Annotated in this window: 16 protein-coding genes; 4 read left to right on the top strand and 12 right to left on the bottom strand. The window is 63.1% G+C overall.

From position 1 onward, the window contains the following. Positions 1-4 precede the first annotated feature (4 nt). Complete coding sequence (locus HWX91_RS13590) at positions 5-3,196, bottom strand: efflux RND transporter permease subunit (RefSeq protein ID WP_028194241.1); 3,192 nt, start codon at positions 3,194-3,196, stop codon at positions 5-7. Positions 3,197-3,529: 333 nt separating this feature from the next. On the opposite strand from HWX91_RS13590, the gene HWX91_RS13585 reads away from it, so the two are divergent. Continuing rightward, positions 3,530-4,351: an alpha/beta fold hydrolase gene (locus HWX91_RS13585; protein ID WP_028194240.1), complete on the top strand. Its 822-nt coding sequence runs from the start codon at positions 3,530-3,532 to the stop codon at positions 4,349-4,351. On the opposite strand, the gene HWX91_RS13580 is transcribed toward HWX91_RS13585, so the two are convergent. The 4 genes from HWX91_RS13580 to HWX91_RS13565 form a co-directional block, all read right to left on the bottom strand. Next, positions 4,270-6,060, bottom strand: coding sequence for an ATP-binding protein (locus tag HWX91_RS13580; RefSeq protein ID WP_081832908.1), 1,791 nt, complete (start codon positions 6,058-6,060; stop codon positions 4,270-4,272). The genes HWX91_RS13585 and HWX91_RS13580 overlap by 82 nt on opposite strands. Positions 6,061-6,331: 271 nt before the next feature. Continuing rightward, entirely contained in the window at positions 6,332-7,246 is a 915-nt protein-coding gene (locus HWX91_RS13575) for a helix-turn-helix domain-containing protein (protein WP_028194239.1), read from the bottom strand. 188 nt (positions 7,247-7,434) lie between these two features. Then, positions 7,435-8,394, bottom strand: a complete 960-nt coding sequence (locus HWX91_RS13570; RefSeq protein WP_028194238.1) for a LysR family transcriptional regulator — start codon at positions 8,392-8,394, stop codon at positions 7,435-7,437. 195 nt (positions 8,395-8,589) lie between these two features. After that, a complete protein-coding gene (locus HWX91_RS13565; RefSeq protein ID WP_028194237.1) occupies positions 8,590-9,717 on the bottom strand; it encodes an FAD binding domain-containing protein in 1,128 nt (375 codons plus the stop codon). 167 nt (positions 9,718-9,884) lie between these two features. Between HWX91_RS13565 and HWX91_RS13560 the strand changes: the two genes are divergently transcribed. After that, complete coding sequence (locus HWX91_RS13560) at positions 9,885-10,325, top strand: DUF3331 domain-containing protein (protein ID WP_042273698.1); 441 nt, start codon at positions 9,885-9,887, stop codon at positions 10,323-10,325. Here HWX91_RS13560 and HWX91_RS13555 read toward each other — a convergent pair. From HWX91_RS13555 to HWX91_RS13530, 6 genes are all read right to left on the bottom strand, one after another. Beyond that, positions 10,322-11,461, bottom strand: a complete 1,140-nt coding sequence (locus tag HWX91_RS13555) for an amidohydrolase family protein (protein WP_028194236.1) — start codon at positions 11,459-11,461, stop codon at positions 10,322-10,324. The genes HWX91_RS13560 and HWX91_RS13555 overlap by 4 nt on opposite strands. Before the next feature lie 37 nt (positions 11,462-11,498). Then, on the bottom strand, positions 11,499-13,160 hold the full coding sequence (gene actP, locus HWX91_RS13550) for a cation/acetate symporter ActP (protein ID WP_028194235.1): 1,662 nt from the start codon (positions 13,158-13,160) through the stop codon (positions 11,499-11,501). Continuing rightward, on the bottom strand, positions 13,157-13,519 hold the full coding sequence (locus HWX91_RS13545; protein WP_028194234.1) for a DUF485 domain-containing protein: 363 nt from the start codon (positions 13,517-13,519) through the stop codon (positions 13,157-13,159). The genes actP and HWX91_RS13545 overlap by 4 nt, the downstream gene beginning before the upstream one ends. A 73-nt stretch (positions 13,520-13,592) precedes the next feature. Next, a complete protein-coding gene (locus HWX91_RS13540; RefSeq protein WP_028194233.1) occupies positions 13,593-14,816 on the bottom strand; it encodes an FAD binding domain-containing protein in 1,224 nt (407 codons plus the stop codon). A 2-nt stretch (positions 14,817-14,818) separates the two neighbouring features. Next, complete coding sequence (locus HWX91_RS13535; RefSeq protein ID WP_028194232.1) at positions 14,819-15,304, bottom strand: VOC family protein; 486 nt, start codon at positions 15,302-15,304, stop codon at positions 14,819-14,821. A gap of 198 nt (positions 15,305-15,502) precedes the next feature. Beyond that, the gene (locus HWX91_RS13530) at positions 15,503-16,222 is read right to left on the bottom strand and encodes a TetR/AcrR family transcriptional regulator (RefSeq protein WP_028194231.1); all 720 of its coding nucleotides are present in this window, start codon (positions 16,220-16,222) and stop codon (positions 15,503-15,505) included. 335 nt (positions 16,223-16,557) lie between these two features. On the opposite strand from HWX91_RS13530, the gene HWX91_RS13525 reads away from it, so the two are divergent. Continuing rightward, positions 16,558-19,548 carry an ATP-binding protein gene (locus tag HWX91_RS13525; RefSeq protein WP_028194230.1) on the top strand — a complete coding sequence of 997 codons (2,991 nt, stop codon included), beginning with the start codon at positions 16,558-16,560 and terminating at the stop codon, positions 19,546-19,548. 7 nt (positions 19,549-19,555) lie between these two features. Here HWX91_RS13525 and HWX91_RS13520 read toward each other — a convergent pair whose 3' ends face one another. Further along, a complete protein-coding gene (locus tag HWX91_RS13520; RefSeq protein ID WP_028194229.1) occupies positions 19,556-20,476 on the bottom strand; it encodes a LysR family transcriptional regulator in 921 nt (306 codons plus the stop codon). A 274-nt stretch (positions 20,477-20,750) separates the two neighbouring features. Here HWX91_RS13520 and poxB point away from each other — a divergent pair, with 274 nt between their 5' ends. Beyond that, positions 20,751-22,472 carry a ubiquinone-dependent pyruvate dehydrogenase gene (gene poxB / locus HWX91_RS13515; RefSeq protein ID WP_028194228.1) on the top strand — a complete coding sequence of 574 codons (1,722 nt, stop codon included), beginning with the start codon at positions 20,751-20,753 and terminating at the stop codon, positions 22,470-22,472. Positions 22,473-22,545 lie beyond the last annotated feature (73 nt).

Here is a 22,545-nt window from a genome sequence, read left to right as displayed (position 1 = left end):
TTTTTCATTGCACTTGGGGCGTGGCGGTGGCCTCGGCGTATCGGGCGCGGCGCCTGGCGAGCAAGGTGTGAACTACCGCAAATACCACCGGCACGAACAGCAGCGTGGAAACGGTGCCGATGCCGAGACCGCCGATCACGGCGCGGCCGAGCGGCGCATTCTGTTCGCCGCCGTCGCCGAGACCGAGCGCCATCGGCGTCATGCCGATCAGCATGGCGAGCGCGGTCATCAGCACCGGGCGAAAGCGGCTGAATCCCGCCTCGAGCGCGGCAGTGAGCGGATCGGCGCCGTGTTGCAGCAGCTCGCGCGCAGTGTTGATCACGAGAATGCTGTTCGCCGTGGCAATGCCGATACACAGGATCGTGCCGGTCAAGGCGGGCACGCTGAGCGTGGTGTGCGTCGTGAACAGCATCCACGCGATGCCGGCCAGCGAGCCCGGCAAACCGCTCACGATGATGAGCGGGTCGATCCACGACTGGAAATTCACAACCATCAGCAGGTAGACAAGCGCGATCGCGAAGATGAGTCCTGATTCAAGGCCGCTGAACGATTCGTTCATCGACTGCACCTGGCCGCGGATCACGATCGACGAACCGGCCGGCAGCTCGGCGCGCGCGGCATCGACGAGATGCGACACGTCGGCGGCGACGCCGCCCAGATCGCGGCCCTGCGTTGACGCAAAGATGTCGAGCACGGGTTGCACGTTGTAGTGCGAGACAACGGCCTGTTGCGTGCTGCGCGACATCACACCGAGCGTGCCGAGCAGATTGCGCGGCGCCGTGGCGGGCCCCAAGGTGGTGATCGGAATGTTGGCCAGCGTTTGCAGCGAGTGAATATCGTACTGCGGCACTTCAGCCATCAGCGGATAACTCACCCCGTTCTTCGGATCGAGCCAGAAGTTCGGCGTGGTTTGCGAACTGCCGGAGAGCGCGATCAGCAGATTCTGCGCGACGTCGCGTTGCGTGAGGCCGGCCTGGATCGCCTTCGTCCGATCGACGTCCACCTCGATCGCGGGGGCGTCGCCCGGTTGCTGAATGCGCGCGTCGACGAGGCCGCGCACGCTGCGCAGCTTCGCCAGCAGGTGATCCGCGACAACGCGGTTCGCTTCCAGCTTATTGCCGACGATCTGGATATCGATCGGCGCGGGCAGGCCGAAGTTGAGAATCTGACTGACGATATCGGCCGGCAGGAACGAAAACGTCACCCCGGGGAACGATACGTTCAGCACGTTGCGCAGCTTCGCGATATAGGCCGCGGTCGGGCCGGCGCCGGGCTTGAGCGTCAGCATGATATCGGCGTCTTCCGGGCCGATCGGGTCGGACGAGTCGTAGGTCAGGTTGATGCCGCTGACCGGCACGCCGATGTTGTCGAGCACGGCCGCCTGATCCTGTTTGGGAATGACGCTGTCGATGCGGGATTCGACCTCGTCGGTGATACGGGCGGTCTGTTCGATGCGGGTGCCGGTAGGCGCGCGCAGATGCAGGCGGATTTCACCGGTATCGACTGCGGGGAAGAAGTCGCGCCCCGCAAACGGAATCAGCGCGAGCGAACTGAAGCACAACAGCAGGAAGATGCCGATAAACCGGCCGCGGCGAGCGATCGCCCCTTGCAGCACGGTGCGATAGCCGTTGCGCAGTGTCTCGAAGCGATGTTCGAAACCGGCCTGAAACCGGACCAGCACACCGAAGCGCCCCTGCGCGGCGGCGCCGTCCTTCGACGGGGCGCGCATCAGATACATCGCGAGCGTCGGAATCAGGGTGCGCGAGAAGAAATACGACGCGCACATCGCGAACACGACCGCCTCCGCAAGCGGCACGAACAGATAGCGCGCGACGCCGGAGAGCAGGAACATCGGCACGAATACGATGCAGATGGACAGCGTGGAGACGAAGGTCGGCACGGCGATCTCGCCTGAGCCGTTCAGGATGGCATCGTGTAGCGGCTCGCCGTTTTCCAGATGATGCGTGATGTTTTCGATCGCAACGGTGGCGTCGTCGACCAGAATCCCGACCGCCAATGCGAGGCCGCCCAACGTCATGATGTTGATGGTCTCGCCGAGAGCCGACAACGCGATCAGGGACGTCAGAACGGCGAGCGGAATCGACACGGCGATGATCAGTGTGGCGCGCCAGCTGCCGAGGAACAGCAGGATCATCACTGCCGTGAGGCAAGCCGCGATCAGTGCTTCGCGCACCACGCCCATGATCGCCGACTTTACGAACACCGATTGATCCGACAGCGGCGTGATGACCAGCGCCTTCGGCAGGCCCGCTGCGATTTTCGGCAGCATGGCCTTGACCTGCTGAATGATGGTGAGCGTGGACGCGCTGCCGGTCTTTTCCACCTGGAGCAACGCGGCGCGCTTGCCGTCGCTGCGTACGATATTGGTTTGCGGCGCATAGCCGTCGATCACGTGGGCCACATCGCGCACGTACACCACGCCGCCGTCGATCGTTTTGACCGGCAGATTGTTCAGCGCGGCGACCGTATCGGTGCTGCCGTTCATCTGCACGTTGTATTCCTTTGCGCCGATCTTCGCGGTGCCGCCCGGCAGGATGAGATTCTGCGCGTTCACGGCGTTGACGACGTCAGCCGGCGCAAGCCCTTTTGCCTGCAAGGCCTGCGGATCGAGTTCGACCATGATCTGGCGAATCTTGCCACCGAACGGCAGCGGCACCGCGGCGCCTTGCACGGTGGCGAGCTGGGTGCGGATGAAGCTGTTGCCGAGGTCGTACAGCGTCTGTTCGGGCAGCGTATTGCTGGACAGGCCGAGCTGAAGCACCGGCACGGTCGAGGCGTTGTAGGTGATGATGTTCGGCGGCAGCGTACCCGGCGGCAGGACGCGCAGAATCGACGCGGAATTCGAGGCGGCTTCGGCAATCGCGCGGTTGATGTCGGCGCCGGGGTGAAAGAAGATCTTCACGACGGAGACACCGTTGAGCGACTGGGATTCGATATGTTCGATATCGTCCACGTCGGTCGTCAGCGCGCGTTCGTAGTTCGAGGTGATCCGGTGCGCCATGTCCTCGGCGGAAAAGCCGTTGTACGACCAGACAATGCTGACCACCGGAATGTTGATATTCGGAAAGATGTCCGTGGGCGTGCGGAGGATCGCCAGCGGGCCCAGGATAAACAGCAGTACGGCCAGAACGATAAACGTATAGGGCCGTTGCAACGCGAGTCTGACGATCCACATGACGGTGTCCTGATGACGGAAGACGGATGGGTTGCAGGCGTGCGCTGCACGCGGGGGCCGACGTGGGTGCCCAGTGGACCGGAGCGGTCACTTGAGATGGCTGCAGCTTAGGGCGTTTCGGGCCATGAGGATTCAGTGCGCGGCACCGTCTTTGTGAATTCGCACGGTGGTTTGTCGTGGGCAGAGCGACCGCGCGTCGAGTCGTCGCTCAACCGTGCAAATGTGAAAAAGTCGGGCGATTGGAAAGAAGCGCGGGCGGCCCATAGCGAATACTCAGCAAACGCATGGCCCACCGGTGCATGCCGGTCAACGATTTCCACAGGAGCAACAGCGATGGCATATTTCACCACCAAGGACGGTACGGAACTCTATTACAAGGATTGGGGCACGGGCCAACCGGTTACGTTCTCGCATGGCTGGCCGCTCGACGCGGACGCATGGGACGCGCAGATGTTCTTCCTCGCGGAACGCGGTTATCGCGTGATTGCGCATGACCGTCGAGGTCACGGCCGTTCATCGCAGCCGTGGAACGGCAATGAAATGGACACCTATGCGGACGATCTCGCCGAGCTGATCGAAGCGCTCGATCTGACGAACATCGTGATGGTCGGGCACTCGACCGGCGGCGGAGAAGTGGCGCGCTACATTGGCCGGCACGGTACGAAGCGGGTGGCGAAGGCTGTGCTCATCGCGGCAGTCCCGCCGATCATGTTGAAGACGGAAGCGAATCCAGGCGGCTTGCCGATCTCGGTGTTCAACGACATTCGCGATGGTGTGAAAAACAACCGCTCGCAGTTCTTCAAGGATCTGGCCGTGCCGTTCTATGGCTTCAATCGCCCGGACGCGAAGGTGTCGCAAGGCACAATCGATGCGTTCTGGCAGATCGGTATGCAAGGCTCGATCAAGGGTCTGTACGACTGCGTGAAGGCCTTTTCGGAAACCGATTTCAACGAGGATCTGAAGAAGGTGACGGTGCCCGCACTCGTCCTGCAGGGCGACGCCGACCAGATCGTGCCGCTTGACGACTCCGGCAAGCTGTCGGCGAAAATCATGCCGAATGCGCAGCTGAAGGTCTATGAAGGTGCGCCCCACGGTCTGTGCACGACGCACGCGGACCGTGTGAATGCGGATCTGCTGGAATTCCTCGAGTCGTAACCGGGTACGCGGGCGTCACCGGCCAGCGGAGCGCGCACGCGCCGCTCGCTGGCGGCGTCCACCGATCCGGCCGGCAACTGGTCCAGCGCACGGGCGGCCTGTGCGGCGCGCGTGCAGCACTCTTCGATCATGCCGGCGTCGCGTAATGCCCCGACCAGATTCGAGGCCAGTTCGACGCCGACGCGCGGGTCGCCATCGGCGGAAAACGCCCAGTCGAATGCGGCGCGCGCATCGTCGAGTGTTTGCTGAAAATCCGGCGGATTGCCGCGCTCGTTCACACGATCGGCCGACGCTCGAGTCTGAAAGCTCAAGGACAGATAGCGCGCATGGCGCAACGTGATGTCCTGCACTTCGCCTTCGGCCTGAAGCTTTTCCAACGCGTAGGCGCGGGTCGATTCGGACAGGCGATAGTTCGCCGCCGGTCCTTCGAAACTCACGCTGACGAGCGATTTCGCCACGAGCTCGGCGATGCCGCCGATCGCATTCGCCGCCATGAGTTCGTCGTCGCACACGACGGCGCACATCGCCTCGAACGTAAAGCTGCCGCCGAATATCGCCAGACGCCGGAAGATGGATTGCGTGCCTGTGTCGAGTAACGCAAAGCTCCAGTCGAAGGTGGCGCGCAAGGTTTGATGACGCGGCAGCGCGGTGCGGTAGCCGCCCGCCAGAATCGCCATGCGGTCATCCAGCCGGCGGCATACGCCTTCCACGCCGAGCGTGGCCACGCGAGCGGCCGCCAGTTCGATGGCGAGCGGAATGCCGTCCAGCCGGCGGCAAATCTCGCCGACGAGCCGGATCTCCGCGCTATCGGTGGCCACGCTTGTTTGCAACGACTCGGCGCGCAGCAGGAACAGCTTCACCGCCGAACAACGCAGAATGTCCGCATCGCCGGCATCAGGCGGCGGCACATCGAGCGGATCGACGCGAAATACCGTTTCGGCCATGATCCGAAGCGGCTCGCGGCTTGTGACCAGCACCCGGAGCGTATCGTTGACGGCGACTAGCGCGTCCACGATAAGCGCCACGGCGCAGATGACATGCTCCGCGTTATCGAGCACCAGGAGCCTGGATTGGCCGGCTAGCGCCGCCGCCAGGCGGGCGATGTCGATTTGCGCGCCAGTTCGCGCCACGCCGCAGCTTTCCGCAATGGCGCCGAGCACGGCCTCCTGCGTCGTCAGCGCAGCGAGTTCGACTAAGCAGACAGGCTCCGTCAAGCTCGCCGGGGTATGGCGAGCGGCCTCGATTGCCAGCCGCGTTTTGCCGATTCCTCCGGCACCCACCAGCGTCAACACATGAGTCTGTCGCAGCATCGAGCGGATCAACTCGACCTCGGCGTTGCGCCCCAGCAACCCGGATTCGGGCGGCGGCGCATGTCGCACGCCTGACGCCGGCGCACGGGTCTCGTCGGGCGCGGCGGTCTTCTGCCGTTGCACAAGTTGATAACCGCGGCCCGGCACCGTGAGAATCATGTCCCGGTCCGGGCCGAGTATTTTTCGCAACGCCGAGAGGTGAACCTGAATATTGTTTTCTTCGACGACGGTGTTGGGCCACACCGCATTCATCAACGCGTCCTTCGTGACGAGCTGGCCGCCGGCCGCAGCGACCACGGCAAGGATATCGAAGGCACGCGAGCCGAGACGCACGACTTCACCGTTTCGCCGCAACGTGCGCATCTCCAGATCGATTTGAAAGCGACCTATTTCGATCATGATGTTTACGGGTTGAACACAAGAGACCGAGGCAGCGGAGCATGCGCGGGCGCTACACGAACGGGAGGGGGCGGAGCATGCGCCGGACCTTGCATGGTGCGAGCCTATCGCGCCACCGGTCGAGCGTCTTGCACGTTAGTGCGATGTTTTGCAGGAAAGTCTACCGTGTAGCCAGAACGCTATGCGTTCGGCTCGCGCTTCTCCGATGAAAGCGGCAGAAGAAAACCGGGTCTGAGCCAATCGCGAAGCGTGCGGTTTGCTCGGCGTTCACTCAGTTGCCGGCCTGGCGGCGCCAGCTTCCTGGCGGGGTGCCGACCAGTTGCGAGAAGGTTCGCGTGAAGTGACTTTGGTCGGAAAAGCCGCACGCAATGGCAATCTCCGGCAGCGACGAATCGGAATGCCGAAGCAGTTCGCGCGCACGTTCAATGCGCTGCTCCAACAGCCACCGATGCGGCGTGCGACCCGTGGTTTCGCGGAATGCGCGGATGAAGTAGCTGCGCGACAGGTTGCAGGCGCTCGCGATTTCCTCGAGCGAAACGTTGCCTTGGGCTTTCGAAAGCAGCATGTCTTTCGCGCGCGTTTCGAGCAGGCGCGAGAGTCGCTGGTTTTTGCTGACCGATTGAGCCGGCGCGTTGCCGTACCGGTCGATTAAATGCATGGCAAGGGTGATGCCGAGTTGTTCGACAAATAGCGGGCTCGCCTCACCCGGGCGCTCCAGTGTCAGCGCGAGCACTCGCGCGAGGTGACCGAAGACCGCGTCGTTGCGGCCGGCGGGAGCCAGAAAGCCGCTGATTGCCGAGCCGTTTCGCTCGTAGCAGGTGTTCGTGATGAAGGCATGGGAGAACTCGACTAACACGAAGTCGAACGCACCGTGCAGATCGGCGCGGTAGTCTTCCGCGAAATTGCGAACGTAGACCGAATCCTTTTCGAAGTCATAGACCGTCGAGCGGTTTCCCGACATGATCCGGCGGCGGTGGCCAGCAGTTAGCGAAACGCCGACCAGGAAGCCGCGATCCGAAGCGGGCGTGGCCACTTCGCTGGTCTTCTCCTCGCGCCTGCACTTGCGATAAAACGAGAATTGGTCTGCTGCGAGTTCGAGATCTTTGTGTAATTGATTCGATAGACATCCGAGTGAATCTTTCCGCCGGGATGCCGGGGCAATGGATGTATTTGCATGGTTCGACATGATCCGTCACCTCTGTTTGTCGCGTTACATACGCAAGTCCGTTCGCGTTGCAAAAGCAGGGAGTGGTGATAATCGGTGTGCTGCCCAGATTATGTCGGAAAATTATGCGTGTCGAATATTAATTTTTAATGTGCTCCGGGTTTTGCAAGCGATCAATTAATTCGGCGGATTCTGATGCGCAACGTGTATCAGGCCTGCAGCTCGGGCTCAGTATGTACGGCCGAGTCCACTGTCAGATTCGCAATTCGCAAATCGAGTTTCTGTTTGAGCGACACGATCAGGAATTCAACGAACGTTTTTATTTTTGCGTCGACGAATTGGCGTGACGGATAAACCACAAAGACATTGGTGGTCTGAAGCGGATAATCCGGAAAGAGCTGAACCAGCTTGCCTTCCCTGAGTTCGTCCACGACCGAGTAAGTCGGTACGGCGCCCACGCCGGCCCCCGCCAGCAACGCGACCCTGAGCGCCTGCATGGTGTTGACGACAAAGTGTCCGGCCACCTCCGGGTTCGCCGCGCTATGGCCGGTAAGCTCCGATGGCCAGTCCGAGGGCGGATCGAAGGACGAACTGGTCTGCATGAGCGTGTGATTCGGCAGGTCGTTTACACTTTGGACAGGATGCCGCGTGAGATAGTCCGGCGCGGCCACCAGAATGCGCTCGCACCGTCCGATAAGCCGGCTCACGTTGCGGGAGTCCGGCAACGACGACACCGATACGATCGACACGTCGAACTCGTCTTCAATCAGATTCGCCATGCCGGGCAGCAGTTTCAGATCGACGGAGACCGCTGGAAACGCGTGCCGGTATTCGACGATTGTGGACGTCAACTGTTTCAGCCCGATGTCGGGCACGGCGTGAACTCTCAACTTGCCGCGCGGGAGTGTGTGGGCGTCGCTGGCTTCGGCGTCGGCGTCGTCGATATCCGCGAGAATTTTCTTGCAGCGCTGGTAGTATCGCTCGCCGCATTCGGTGAGCGAGACACTGCGCGTTGTCCGTTGCAGGAGCCGCGTGTGGAGATGTTCTTCGAGCGACACGACCGCGCGAGAAATATTGCCCGCGCTGCATTCCATGTGTTTTGCAACCGCACTGAAGTTGCCGGTCTCCGCGACCCGCGAGAACACGCGCATGCTGAAAATTCTGTCCATAGCCGCTTTGACCTCTTGATCCGGTTGAACCAGGCGGCACGTCTTGCCTGATGTGGACACAATACGATCCGTAGCGGGCTCGCGCCATCCCTACATACGGTTCGCGCATTCATCAATGCATTCACGCGTCTAATCCGCTCGTATAGGGCCAAGGCGGCGGCTGGACGGACTGCCGCAAAAACGCCTGCGCGAGCGTCAAGCCGAACCGAGCCCGAACGACTGGGCAAGCCGCGGGCCCTTGAGAAGCAGGGGCTCGACCGCCGCGCGCCGTGCCGCGGCCCAGTCGGCGAGTACCTGCACCACGTCCTCAGCGGGCTCGCTCAGGGCTTGCGCGAGGCTGACGGCGTCGCCGGCCGCTTTCGAGGTGCCGGAGCCCGTATGAGGACGCAGTGTGCACGCGGCGTCGCCGACCAGCGCAATCCGGCCTTTGGCGAACGACGGGCTCAGCGCGTCGGAGATGGCCTGAAGGAAAGGTGCCCCGGTTGCGAGCACGAGTTGCGAAAGCGTTCGGGGCAGTCCGTCGAGCGCCGTGCGCTGCAAGTACGACTGCGACTGCGCGGACAGTTCGCCGGGCGCCACAGAGGCATGATGCCGCCGACCGTCGCGTCCGGTCAGAAACGCGTCGATCGCCGAGGCGTCGGTTTCGTTGCGATACCAGAGCCAGTTAAAACGACGCCTGCCGGGTTCGAGGGAGCCGTCCAGTGCGGGAATCAGGAACGTCATGAACAGTTCGCCCGGCGCCTGGAACAAGGTCATGTTCTCGGTCAGTTCCGCGGTGTCGGCGTGGCCGAAAGCGTTTTCCTCGACCACCCCGCGCCACGCCAGGTAGCCGGCGTACGACGCGACGCTGCCGGGAAACAGCATGGCGCGAAGTCGCGAGGCGGTGCCGTCGGCGGCGATCAGCAGGTCCGCGTGAACCGGTGCCATGTCGTCGTCGAAACGGATCTCGACACCTTCCGCGTCTTCGGCCACGCTTGCCACGGCGTGCCCGTAGTGAACCGCTCCCGGCGGCAGCATGCTGCACAGCGACCGGTAGACGGTGTCCCACGATGAAAACGGCAGCAACTCGGGGTCGTCGCGGATGACCGTGCCGGCGCTATCGATCCAGCGCCGCCGGCGGGTCGGCACCGCCAGCATGGCGCGTGTCCGGTGGCCGTGCTGGTCGAGAAACTGCAGCATCTGCCGCAGCACCACGACGCCGCCGCCGCGGCCTCGCAGCGGCGCGGCGGAGCGCTCGTAAATGTGCACCTCGTGACCCGTGCACGTCAGCGTCAACGCGCATGCGAGTCCGGCGATGGAACCTCCGGCGATGGCAATCTTCATGTCGGCCTCGATGCTGTGTTCATGTTGCTCTCCAGTGGGCGCATAAGCGAATCATGCCTGCGCGAACCCGTCGATCGGCACGTGGCCTCAGGACAATTAATAAAAATTAGCAACGCTTTGGAACGCGCCGTCGTATGCTTTTTTTCATGCATTCGAGGAAACAACCCATGGAAACGGCAACAGAAACGATCGCGGTCGCGCATTACACGGATAGTGTCGCCGTCTGGGATCACGTGATTCATGAGCTTTTGCCGCACCATCGCCTCCAGGGCGCAGGCGAGGCTTACCCGGCACGAGCGGCGTCTCGCGTGGCCGCTTACGGGTTGTCGTCGCATATCGTGGTGGAAGTGATCGAGCGTCTGTCCGAGACGTCGATTGCCGTGCGGTGGCAGGACGCAACCCGCTGCCGCTACGACGACCAGGTGTGGATCGGTTGCCGCGCCCGCCTGAAGGGGCGCTGTGCGCTGAGTGGGCTGGTGATCCGCCGCGACGATCTGATCTATAAACCGAGAGTGCGGAGCACGAAACCGGTTAACGCCGCGGCCATGATGCTGGCCTCCGCCATCGACCGGATGCCGGTCATGGCGCAGAAAGCCGAGGCGTACTAGATTTTCAGCAACTGTGCTGCGTTGCCGCCAAGAATCAGGTTCTTCTGGTCGGGGGGCAGCGTGAGACGATCCAGGAACGTGACCGGCTGCTCGTAGCCCATATCGAAGCAGTAGTCGCTGCCGAGCACCAGCCGGTCGATGCCGATGTTCTGGATCAGGAAGTCCAGCACGGGTCCGGAGTGCGAGACCGTGTCGTAGTTGAAGCGGCGCAAATAGCTGCTTGGCTTCTGCGCCAGTCGCCGCGTTTCGGGGCGAACTGTCCAACCTGCGTCGATGCGGCCCATCAGGATCGGCAATGCGCCGCCGGCGTGCGGCAACGTAATGTTCAACCCGGGGTGCCGGTCCAGCACGCCGCCCAGGATCAGATGCGAACCGGCAATGGCCGTGTCGAACGGGTTGCCCAGCAGGTTGCTCAGGTAGAAGTCGCCGAGTCGCGCACCGCCGACTGTCTGCTGGGGATGCAGAAACACCGGCAGATCCAGCTGTTCAATGCGAGCGAAGACCGGTTCGAACAGCGGGTCGTCGAGATCCCGATTGTTGATGTTGGTCCCCATATAGACCCCGCGCACGCCGGGCAACTCGGACGCGCGTTCGAGTTCGTCGATTGCGTCGTGTGGATTGAGCATCGGCAAGGTGGCCAGCACCACGAAGCGGGTCGGATGTTGGAGATGGACCTGCGAAGCCGCGTCGTTCCATGTCCTCGCAAGCTCTGCATTGAAGGCACGGTCGGCCCAGTAGGCCATCGGCACGCTCAATGACAGCGCTTGCATGTCGACGCCGGACGCATCCATGTCGGCGAGCCGTTCGTCTATCCTGATGAATTTAAGCGGCAGCGGTCCCAGTCCGCCTGCCGGTGTCTGGAAGCTGAAACTGGTGGCGTCGCAGGTGAACTTGCCGCCGAACTTCGCGCCTTCGCTGCCCACCCTTTCACAATAGCTTTCCGGGTAGTAGTGCGCGTGAATATCAATCGAGCGGCCTTTACCGAGCGTGCTGGACGCGCCCGCGGCACCGGCCATGCCGGTGGCCGAGGGCGTGGCGGCGGTGGCGGGGCCTCCCGAGGCGAGACCGCCGGCGAGTGCGGCCATCGTCCCGAGCAAGCGGCGGCGTTTCGGCGAAATACAGCACGTGCAATCCATGAATCAGTCTCCGTGATGGGTTTTTTGGTGGCGAGTGTTATCCGTGCTTCACCATGCCGAGTTCGCAGTCCACCAGCTGATCGCCATACAGCGCGCGTTCGCGTGCACCGCGTGCCGAGGTATCGGTGATGGAGAAAAAGAACACGCCGGCGAAGGCCACGATCATCGAGAACAGCGCGGGGTATTCATACGGATAGATCGCATGCGCATGACCGAGCACCTGCACCCAGACGGTCGGGCTCAGAATGGTCAAGGTGACGGCCGAGATCAGGCCGAGCGAGCCGCCCAGCACCGCGCCTCGCGTAGTCAGTCCGCGCCAGTAGATCGACAGCAGCAGCACCGGGAAATTCGAGCTGGCCGCAATCGAAAAAGTCAGACTGACGATAAACGCGATGTTCTGTTTCTCGAAAGCGATCCCCAGCAGAATCGCGAGCACACCGAGCACCAGCGTGGTGATTCGCGAGACGTGCATTTCCTCGCGATCCGTGGCGGCGCCGCGGCGAATCACATTCGCGTACAGATCATGCGAGACGGCGGAAGAGCCGGCCAGCGTCAGGCCTGCGACGACCGCGAGAATGGTCGAGAAGGCCACCGCGCAGATGAAGCCGAGAAACACGTTGCCGCCCACCGCGTGCGCCAGATGGATGGCCACCATATTCACGCCGCCGATCACGGCGCCGGAGGCCGTGTGATAGTGCGGATCGGTCGCCACCAGAGCAATCGTCCCGAAGCCGATAATGATGATCAGCGCGTAGCCGATACCGACAATGCCGGTCGCGTACAGGATGCTCTTGCGCGCGGCTTTGGCGTCGCTCACGGTGAAAAAGCGCATCAGGATATGCGGCAGTCCGGCCGTACCGAAGATCAGCGCCAAACCGAGCGAGACGGCGGAAACCGGATCCGAGACCAGGCCGCCCGGACTCATAATCGCAGCATGCTTCGGATGCGCCAGTATCGCCTGCGCGAACAGCGCGTTCATACTGAAGCCGAAGCGGCTCAGCACCATGAACGCCATGAAGGCGGCGCCCGCGAGCAGCAGGGCTGCCTTGATGATTTGAATCCAGGTGGTGGCGAGCATGCCGCCAAAAAACACATACACCACCATCAGCACGCCCACCATCACGACAGCAACCGTGTAGTTGAAGCCAAACAGCAATTCGACGAGCTTACCCGCGCCGACCATCTGCGAGACCAGATAGAGCAGAACGATCACGATCGAGCTGGAAGCGGCGAAGGCGCGAATGGGCCGCTGTTGCAGCCGGTACGACACGACGTCGGCAAGCGTATAGCGGCCGAGATTGCGCAACGGCTCGGCGATCAGAAAGAGAATGACCGGCCAGCTGGCGAGAAAGCCGATCGAATAGATCAAGCCGTCATAGCCGCTTGTGAAGACGAGGGCGGAGATCCCGAGAAGCGACGCGGCGGACATGTAGTCGCCGGCAATCGCCCAGCCGTTCTGAAACGCGGTGATTTTGCCGCCTGCCGCGTAGTGATCGGAGACGCTGTTGTTTTTCCTCGCCGCCCAGCGCGTAATAAACAGCGTCGACGCGACGAACAGCAGGAACATGCCGATTGCAATCGGATTGTGCGATCGTGCCGGCGCCGAGGTGCCGGCAGCGGCCGCGGCCGCGGGCAGGGCGGTGAGCGCGTTGCAAGCGCAAAAAAGTAGCGCGGCGCGCCATCGAGCGATGCGTGTCATGGCCGTACTCCTTGCCGGATCTCATTCACGGCGCGATCGTGAAGGGTGTTGGCCCGCGCGACATATACCGCGACCAGCACGAAGGTAAAGACGAACATGCCGAAGCCGACCGGAATGCCCCACGGTGCGGGCGAGCCGTCGACGATCGGCCGTCCGAGCAGCGCGGGCGCGAAGGCGAGCGTGAGGATAAACGCGAAGTACACGACCAGCATGAGGATCGTGAGCGTCCACGAGAAGATACGCCGCTCACGCACGAGCGCGCGGAAGCGCGGATCGTCGAGTAGCGGATTGGCCGCGGGCGGCCGGTCGGTGGCGACGTACTGCGCGCTCATCGAGTAGGTTGGGGCACCATGTTCCACTGTGTGTCCTTTCGAAACGACTGCGTTTCGATGCTGCATTAACTGATCGGACCCGCCGCTCACGCAGCGGAGATTAAAAACGGGCGGGTACCGCGGTTTCGCGCATCACGGCGTCGGGCGTGCGATAGCGCTCGGCCATTTCACGGTCGACTTCGTTTTTCAACTGCGCCTGCATATAGGCGCCGAGGTGGCGCGCATGCTGCACGATGGCCGCGCCGACCTGGGTGCGCTCGCGGCTGTAGTCCGCCAGAGCCTCCCTAACGTCCGTGCGGGCTTGCAGCGCCTTGACGAGCGCCATGGCGTCGCTCGCCGCCTTGGTGACACCCATGCCGCAATGCGGACGCGCGACGAAGGCGGCGTCGCCGAGCAAGGCGATTCGGCCGAACGCCATCTGCGGCACTTCGAGATCGAAGATCGGCTGAAAGAGCGGTTGCTTCGCCTTGGTCACGACTTCGCCGAATTGCGGGGCAAGCAACGTGAGCGCGGCCTCCTCCATATCGGCGAGGATGTCCTGACGGATCAGCGTCGGCGGAATACCGCCCACCCAGCGCTTGCCGGACTGATCGGTCAGCAGGTTCGGCAACTGAATGTCTTCGCTCGTCGCGCGATACCAGACGAAGTTGTAGCGACGCTCGCCCGGGGTCGTGCTATTGCCCTGGCCTGCGACCGGATAGCCGAGAATCTGCTCGCGCGGCGGCAGGCAGAAGGCAAACTTCTCGAATAGCGCCTCGCGGGTTTCGCGCGACAGCGCTGCTTCGTCGACGAGACCGCGCCATGCGACATAACCGGCGTATTGAAGCTTGACGTCGGGCAGGAATTGCTCGCGTATCGACGATTTGAAGCCGTCCGCGGCGATCACCAGGTCGGCATGCAATACGGTGCCGTCGGCGAGCGTCACGAGCGCCTTTTCGGGGCCGTCCTGTACCGCTGCGACCGTGCCGCCTGCATGGTAGTGAACGTCGGGCAACGCGGCGCGCAACACGTGATACATCTTGCCCCACGCTGTCAGTGTTTGTGGCAGATCGCGCGCCGACAACACCGCGCCGTTCTGCGCGAACGTGACGCGTGATTGCACCTTGACACCGATGGAGTCGTCGAAATCGATACCGGCCGCCGCCAGCGCTTCGAACAATTCGGGGTGCGTGACAATACCGGCGCCGCGTCCGGCGAGTTCTTCCGGAACCCGCTCGAACACGTCGACGCTCCAGCCGTTGCGCACCAGCAGATTGGCTGCGAACAGGCCGCCCAACGAGCCGCCGACAATAATGGCCCTGGCGCGTGTAGAAGCATGGGTCATGGTTACGCTCCGGCGCTGAGGGTGGCTTGCGCGATGGCTGGCTGTGCTTCAACCAGACGGCTGATTTCTTCGGCGGGGAAGTTCAATTCAATGGTCACGCCGGACGGGTCTTCAATGAACACCTGGTGCAGACCGAGGCTTGGCACGGTGCGCTCGCGATAAGCGATGCCTTCCGCCTTGAGCGTCTCCCATATCTGTTCGACGCCCGTGGCGAGGAATGCAATATGGTCGACGGTGCCCGTGCCGCTGGCGGGCAGTGGCTTGTCGCCGAGATAGGCGGCGAGTCCGGCGGGATTGTGCGGATCCACGCCGATGATATGGACCGTACCGAAGTCGGCTTCATCGCCGCCGTTGTAGAGCCACGCGCCGGGAAAATCGAAGGGCGGACGGTAGCCCTGCCTGAAACCGAGGATCCGCTCATAGAAGCGGCAGGATTGCTCGAGGTCGGTCGTGCGAATCGAGTAGTGGGCAAGTTTTGAAACGGGCATGTTCGACTCCTGCTATGCTATTTATCGATCGATTAGTGATCGATGGATAAATTGTAGGTGAATCCGCAGGCGGGAGAAAGCAGCGTAATGCCGGTGTTTACCCGGTAGAACTCGAAAAGACGGGAGTGAGCGATGAGAGGTGAAGCGACCGGCCGGCTGCGCAGTCGGCGTGACCGGCGGCCCGGCTGCAGCGCGGGGTCAGGCTTTGGAGGGGGGCTTCGAGCGGGCGGTTTCTTTGGACGCGTGCTCGAGCGCCGCGGGCACGCCATTGAGGAACGCGTCGACCTGACGCGCGATGTGATCGTCGATGTCGTCCGTGACCGGCAGGCCGTAGATCCATTTGCGCACGCCGAGATAGAAGATGCTCGCGTGCAGGCTCCAGATCAACTCCAGATCGATTTCGCGCTGCCTGGCCCCCGTGGGCGCCGGAAGGTCATAGGCCGAGCGGATTTCCGCCATGACGGGCAGAAACACGCGTTCACGCAGGCGTGCGAGATATTTGGAGTTGATGCCTTCGCGCGTCAGGCCGGCAAAGATGAAAATCCGGATCCACTCGCGCCGCAAAATCACCACCGCGTACGACGAGTAGAACCTGACCATGCGCTCCTGGATTGGGACGGAGCGGTCCTTGATGAGCTTTTCCCAGCCGGTGTCCCATTGATAGACCTCTTCGTACACGCGGTCGATCAATGCTTCCTTGCTCGGAAAATAACGGTAGAGCAGCGGCTGCGTGACGCCGAGCTGGCGCGCGAGTTCACGGGTGCTGCCGGAGAAGCCATGGGTAGCAAAGTGGTCGACGGCCTTGAGCACGATCTGGCGTTCCCGGACTTCGGGCGCAAGGCGGCGCGTGACGACTTTCTCGTTGTCATGCACTTCGTTTTCCGACGCTGTCTCGACCGCTCGTGCTTTTCTCGGCATGGCTTGTTGGGCACCCCAGTATGGTGGGACGCATCATACAAAGATTACCCCCGTCTGGCTAGGCAACGGCCCACGGCCGGCGGCGCGGCTGTGCGGTACTGCAAGAGACCCGCCGGGCGCGGCGCTGCAAAGCGTCAACGGGTACTCACGGCGCTCGAAAAGCGTGCGCTTAGTTGCGCGCTTAGTACAAAAAATTTGAACGGTAGGTTCAGTTTTTTCCGCGCATGTGGAACGCCCGTTGATCTAGACTTCGGGGACGCAACGCCAGGTGGTTTTTTCAAGCGCTTCCGTGTCTGCTGACTGCTCTTCAAATCGCTGCGTACAGGATATCCCGCATGATTCGCATTGGCCCGCTTCACGTGGACATCGACCGTCGGGAAGTGTTTCTCGACGGCGAGCCTGTGCGACTGGGCAGCCGTGCATTCGACATGCTCGTGGTGCTGATCGAGGCGAAAGGCGGGCTGGTGTCGAAGAGCGACCTGCTCAAGCGGGTCTGGCCGAATGCATTCGTTGAAGAGAACAATCTGCAAGTGCATATGTCGGCGCTTCGCAAGATGCTCGGCGAAAATCGCGGACTCATACAGACGGTGTCCGGACGCGGTTACCGGCTGGTGCCGGGCGTGTCGACGGTGAGCGCTGCCGATGAAGCCGGCCAGCGCAACGAGTTGGTAGAAGCGCCCCCGCATGGCCGAAGCGTCCCGAACAATCTGCCTGCTCAATTTTCCCCGCTGATCGGTCGCGACCAGGCGCTTGACGACGTCTCGTTGGCGCTTGCCGCCGCGCGCCATGTGACCCTGGTCGGCTCGGGCGGCATCGGCAAGACTCGGCTGGCGGTGGAGGTCGCGCGTGGCTTGTTGACGCGTTTTCCGGACGGTATCTATCTGGTGCCGCTCGCCTCCACCACCGACGCCAGCAGTGTTCTCACGGCGTTTGCAGCTTCCATGGGCGTGAACCCCGGCCTTGGACCGCTGACACTCGCGCGCGTCAGCAAAGAACTCAGCGAACGGCGCGTGCTGTTCGTGCTCGACAACTGCGAGCATGTGCTCGGGCCCGCGGCAGAGCTCGCCGAGACGCTGCTCGGCGTCGGCCCCGCGGTCCGCGTGCTCGCGACCAGCCGCGAGCCGCTGCGGGTTGCGAACGAGCATCTGTATTGGGTCGCGTCGCTCCAGGTGCCTGCGCAGGAGGATCAGGGGCAAGACGTTCTGCAATGTAGCGCCGTCGAATTGTTCCTGTCGCGCGCACGCGCGATCGACGCCCGTTTTTCGTCCGACGACAGAAGCATCCGGTTGACCGGCATGGTGTGCCGCCGTCTCGACGGCATACCGTTGGCGCTCGAACTGGCGGCCGCGCGCGCCGCCATACTCGGTATCGAAACGCTCGCCGGCCATCTGGACGACCGCTTCAACATGCTGACCGGCGGCAATCGCACGGCCTTGCCGCGCCATCAGACCTTGAAGGCGACGCTCGACTGGAGTCACGCGATGCTTGACGATGCCGAGCGCACCACGCTGCGCAGACTTGCCATTTTCGTCAATAGCTTCTCCATGGACGCGGCCATCGCTGTCGTCGGCGACCGCGTATTGCGTGAGCTCGATGTGATCGCCGCGGTATCGGGGCTGGTCGAAAAATCGCTGCTGGTGACGCACGTTGCAAGCGGCCGGCCGAGCTATCGCCTGTTGGAAACCACGCGCGCCTACGCCATGCAGAAGCTCGAAGATAACGGCGAGCGGCGCATCGTTACTCTGCGTCATGCGCAATATTTCCTCGGTCTGCTCGAGCGCGATGAGCAGGGCCGCGCCGAGCCGCAAGGCGAGCAGCGCGACGGCTGGCATCGGCGGATGCGCGGCCTGCTCGACGATCTGCGCGCGGCGCTGGCGTGGGCCTTGACGCCGAAGGGCGACGACGTGCTCGGTGAGGCGCTGGCGGTCAACGTCGTGTTTCTTCTGTATGAGCTGTCTTTGGTGGAAGAGTGCTGCGCGTGGGCGCGGCGTGCGCTCGACACGGTTGCTGCCAACCATCAGGGCTCGCGTTCGACGCGCCATTTGCGTGTGCGCATGCAACTGCAGGCGGCGCTTGCTGCGGCGCTCGTTTACGTCAGCGGGCCGAATCGGGAAACGCTCGGCCTCTGGTCGGAGATTCTGGCTTCGGCGATCGGGCTGGGCGACCGGGCGTTCGAGGCCCGCGCCTTGTGGGGCATGTGGAATGGCAGCCAATCGTCCGGCGCGGCGCGCAATGCGCTGGCATTCGCGCGACGCTTCGAGTTGCTCGCCCTCGAGGTCGGCGACGCGAGCGGCACGATCCTCGCGCACCGGCTGCTGGGGATCGCGTCGCATTACACGGGCGATCAACAGCAAGCGCGGGCGTCGCTCGAACAACTGCTACGGCACAGCGAGGACTTGCAGCATGGCTTGCCGCTCGGACAGTCCGTCGACCAGCGCATTGTCGGCCAGGCGACTCTTGCGCGGGTGCTCTGGTTGCAGGGCTTCCGCGATCAGGCGCTGCAGCTCGCCGAGGACAGCGTGATGGCCGCGTGCGATCAGCAACAGGCGATTGTGACGTGTTATGTACTGGTCGAGGCGCTGGTGCCGCTGATGCTGCTGTCGGACAAGCGCGAGCGCGCGGCTCAGGCGATCGCCTTGCTGGGGGAGGTGTCGGCGCGCGCCGGCCTTAGCGTATCGCAAGCCTGTTGCCGGTGTTTCGACGAATACCTGCATTCGATGGGGGAAGCCGCGGCAGAGCGCCTGAACGCCTTCCGAAACGCGTTGGACGATCTGGAGTCGCTCGAATTCGGCGCGCCGCGCGCCATGCTCGCCGGGCAATACGGTCTCGCGCTCGGCCGTTCGGGTCAGCGGGACCAGGGCATCGCCACGGTGGTGCGCGCGCTGGCTCAGTGCGATGAAACCGGCGACCACTGGTATGCCGGCGAGTTGCGGCGCATTCATGGCGAGCTGCTGCTCATGGCGGAGGGCGGCGCGCCGCCGTCGGTCGCGGTTGCTAGGGACGCGGAGGTTTGCTTTGTTGCCGCGCTCGAGGATTCGCTGATGCGGGGCTGCCGCTCGCTGCAATTGCGCGCCGCGATCAGCCTGGGGAGCCTCTGGCATGCGCAAGGCCGGAGCGCGGAGGCTGTTGGGCTGATACGGCCTGCCACCACGGCAGTCGCCGAAGGTCTGGACTGGGACGATTTCGACGCCGCCACCCGTCTGTTGCAGATCGCGACGCGGGCGAGCGCTCACCCCTACGCCGCGTCGGGCATTCGCCCGGCTGGCCAGCCGGCGGCAGCGAATACTTCTGAGGCGCCGCCTCAAAAAGTCGCGCAACGCGGCTGAATGGCATTCAGCCGTTCAGCAGCCTCTGTTGTACAACCTCGTCGATCAGATCCGGCCGGTCTAACTGTTCGACCCACCAGCGCAGCGCTTTGCCGGTTTCATCACCGCGCCACGCCAGATAGAAATGCGTGATGTCGCGCATGCCGAGCACTTCTTTTTGCACCAGCTCCCCCCGCACCAACGGCTCGGCGGCGAGGCATTCCGGAATCGTGCCCGCGGCGAGACCTCTGATTTGCGCGGCGAGCTTCGCTTCGAGCGTTGGGACCGTCATGACTTCCTGATTCGCGGCAATCGCGATTGTGCGCGGCGCGAGCTTGCGCGACGTGTCGCCGATCGCGACTACCCGATGGCGCGCGACGATATCCTGCGTCAGCGGCTCCGGCATTGACGCAAGCGGATGATGCGGCGCCACCACGAACACGTGGCGCAGTGAGCCGATCGGCTTGGCAATCAGATTGGGAATCGGCGGCGGATCGCCCGCCGCGCCGACGACGAGATCCGCGCGGCGCGTCAGGAGCGCATCCCACGAGCCGCCCAGGACTTCTTTCGACAGATGCAGCCGGGTCTCCAGCTTCAACTTGTAGAACGCGCCGACGTGATCCCATAGCAGGTCGAATGGAATGATCTCGTCGATGGCGACATGCAGGTCGGATTCCCAGCCATGCTGGATCCTCTTTGCCTTGCATTCGAGGTCTTCCGCCGCCTCCAGAAGGCGGCGTCCTTCCTCGACGACCACGCGCCCGGCATGCGTGAGAATTGCCCGGCGGCCGCTGCGGTCGAACAGTTTCACGCCGAGATCGAGCTCCAGTTTCTGCACCAGATAGGTCAACGACGACGGGACTTTGTGCAGCGTTTCCGCCGCGCTCGCAAAGGTGCCTGTCCGATCGATCGCGTCGAGGACCTGCAGGACTTCAAAAGAGAGATTCATGTCACACGGCCGGATTTGAGGCGGACCATCAGGATACTGGAATCCCCGCCGTGCGCCACCACGTATCGATGAAAACGCGTACGTTGCAGCATTGCCGATCGCCTTGGGCCAGTTCGATTCAGCTGTTTTCAGACTGAATTCAGGACTTTTTTCCGCCGATCCCCTAGCTTGGTAGACGTGGCATACCGGCGCCCCTGTATGTGCCGGCTTCGCGGCCGCGGTCGTGGTTTTTAACGCCCGGCCGAGCCCCCTCTACCGTGAAAAGGAGTCAAGCATGGCCAGTACTACCATTGCCGCCTATCTCGCCGCCACACTCGCCGCCGCGGGCGTTGAACGGATCTGGGGCGTGACGGGAGATAGTTTGAATGGATTGGCCTACAGCCTTGATCAACTCGGCTCGATCCGCTGGATGCATACCCGCCACGAGGAAGCGGCCGCCTTTGCCGCCGGTGCGGACGCGGCCTCGACCGGACGTCTCGCCGTCTGCGCCGGCAGCTGCGGTCCTGGCAACCTGCATCTGATCAACGGCCTCTTCGATTGTCATCGCAATCATCAGCCGGTGCTTGCCATCGCCGCGCACATTCCGTCGACCGAAATCGGTCTGGGCTACTTTCAGGAAACGCACCCGCAGGAATTGTTCAAGGAATGCAGTCATTACGTGGAGGTGGTGTCCTCCGCGGCGCAGTTTCCGCGCGTGCTGGCGCGCGCGATGCGCACCGCTGTCGAGGAGCGCGGCGTGGCGGTGATCGTGTTGCCGGGCGATGTGGCGCTGAGCGAAGGCCCCGCCGAAATACCGTCCTGGACGGAAAGCATGCCGCCGCGGATTCTGCCTGCCGAGGCGGATCTCGATCGCCTCGCCGCGCTGCTGAATGACTCCGACGCGGTCACCATCATGTGCGGCAGCGGCACGCAAGGCGCACACGACGAAGTGGTGGCGCTCGCCGATACGCTCGGCGCACCGGTGGTCCACGCGCTGCGCGGCAAGCAGTTCATCGAGTACGACAATCCGTACGACGTCGGCATGACCGGGCTGATCGGCTTCAGCTCGGGCTATCACGCCATGATGTCCTGCGACACCCTGCTGTTGCTCGGCTGCGACTTCCCCTATCGCCCGTTCTATCCGGCCGACGCAAAGATCATCCAGATCGACTGGAAGGGCTCGCAACTCGGCCATCGCGCGCCCCTGTCGCTCGGCCTCGTCGGCACGGTGAAGGAAACCATCGCCGCGACGCTGCCCAGGCTGCAGCGCAAGACGGACCGCGGTTTCATCGACAACGCGCGCAAGCACTATGCGTCTGCCCGCCAGGGCCTCGACGATCTGGCTACGCCGGCCGGTCCGGGCCGACCGATCCACCCGCAGTATCTGGCAAAGATGATCGACGAAGCCGCCGGCGACGACGCGATCTTCACTGCCGACGTCGGCACGCCGACCGTCTGGGCCGCGCGCTATCTGACGATGAACGGCAAGCGTCAGTTGCATGGCTCGTTCAATCACGGGTCGATGGCCAACGCGATGCCGCAGGCGCTGGGTGCACAAGGCGCACATCCCGGCCGGCAGGTCGTGTCGCTATCGGGCGACGGTGGCTTGTCGATGTTGCTCGGCGATCTGCTCACGGCAAGGCAGCTCGATTTGCCGATCAAGGTGGTGGTGTTCAACAACAGCCTGCTCGGCTTTGTCTCGATGGAATTGAAGGCGGGTGGTTACCTCGATACCAATGTCGATCTCAGCAAAACCGACTTTGCAGCCATTGCGAAAGGCGCCGGCATTTTCAGCATTCGCGTGGAAGAATCGGAAGACGTGGCGGGCGCGTTGAAGCAGGCGTTCGGCCATCCAGGGCCGGCGCTCGTGGACGTGGTCACATCGAAACACGAGCTCGCAATGCCGCCCACGATCGAACTTGCCCAGGCGAAGGGCTTCAGCCTCTATATGATGCGCGCCATTCTGAATGGACGCGGCGACGAGATCGTCGAACTGGCGCGCACTAACCTGCGCTAGTCGCACGCGCGCGAGTTCGCGGCACGGCGCCCGGGATCCCGGGCGCCGCCTCAAGCAGCCATCGCGGGCCATC

The sequence above is a fragment of the Paraburkholderia fungorum genome (genome assembly GCF_902833645.1).
In the GTDB taxonomy this organism is placed as follows: Bacteria; Pseudomonadota; Gammaproteobacteria; order Burkholderiales; family Burkholderiaceae; genus Paraburkholderia; species Paraburkholderia fungorum.
The sequence above is the reverse complement of the archived record's forward strand: the minus strand, read 5'-3'. Positions and strand labels throughout refer to the sequence as shown.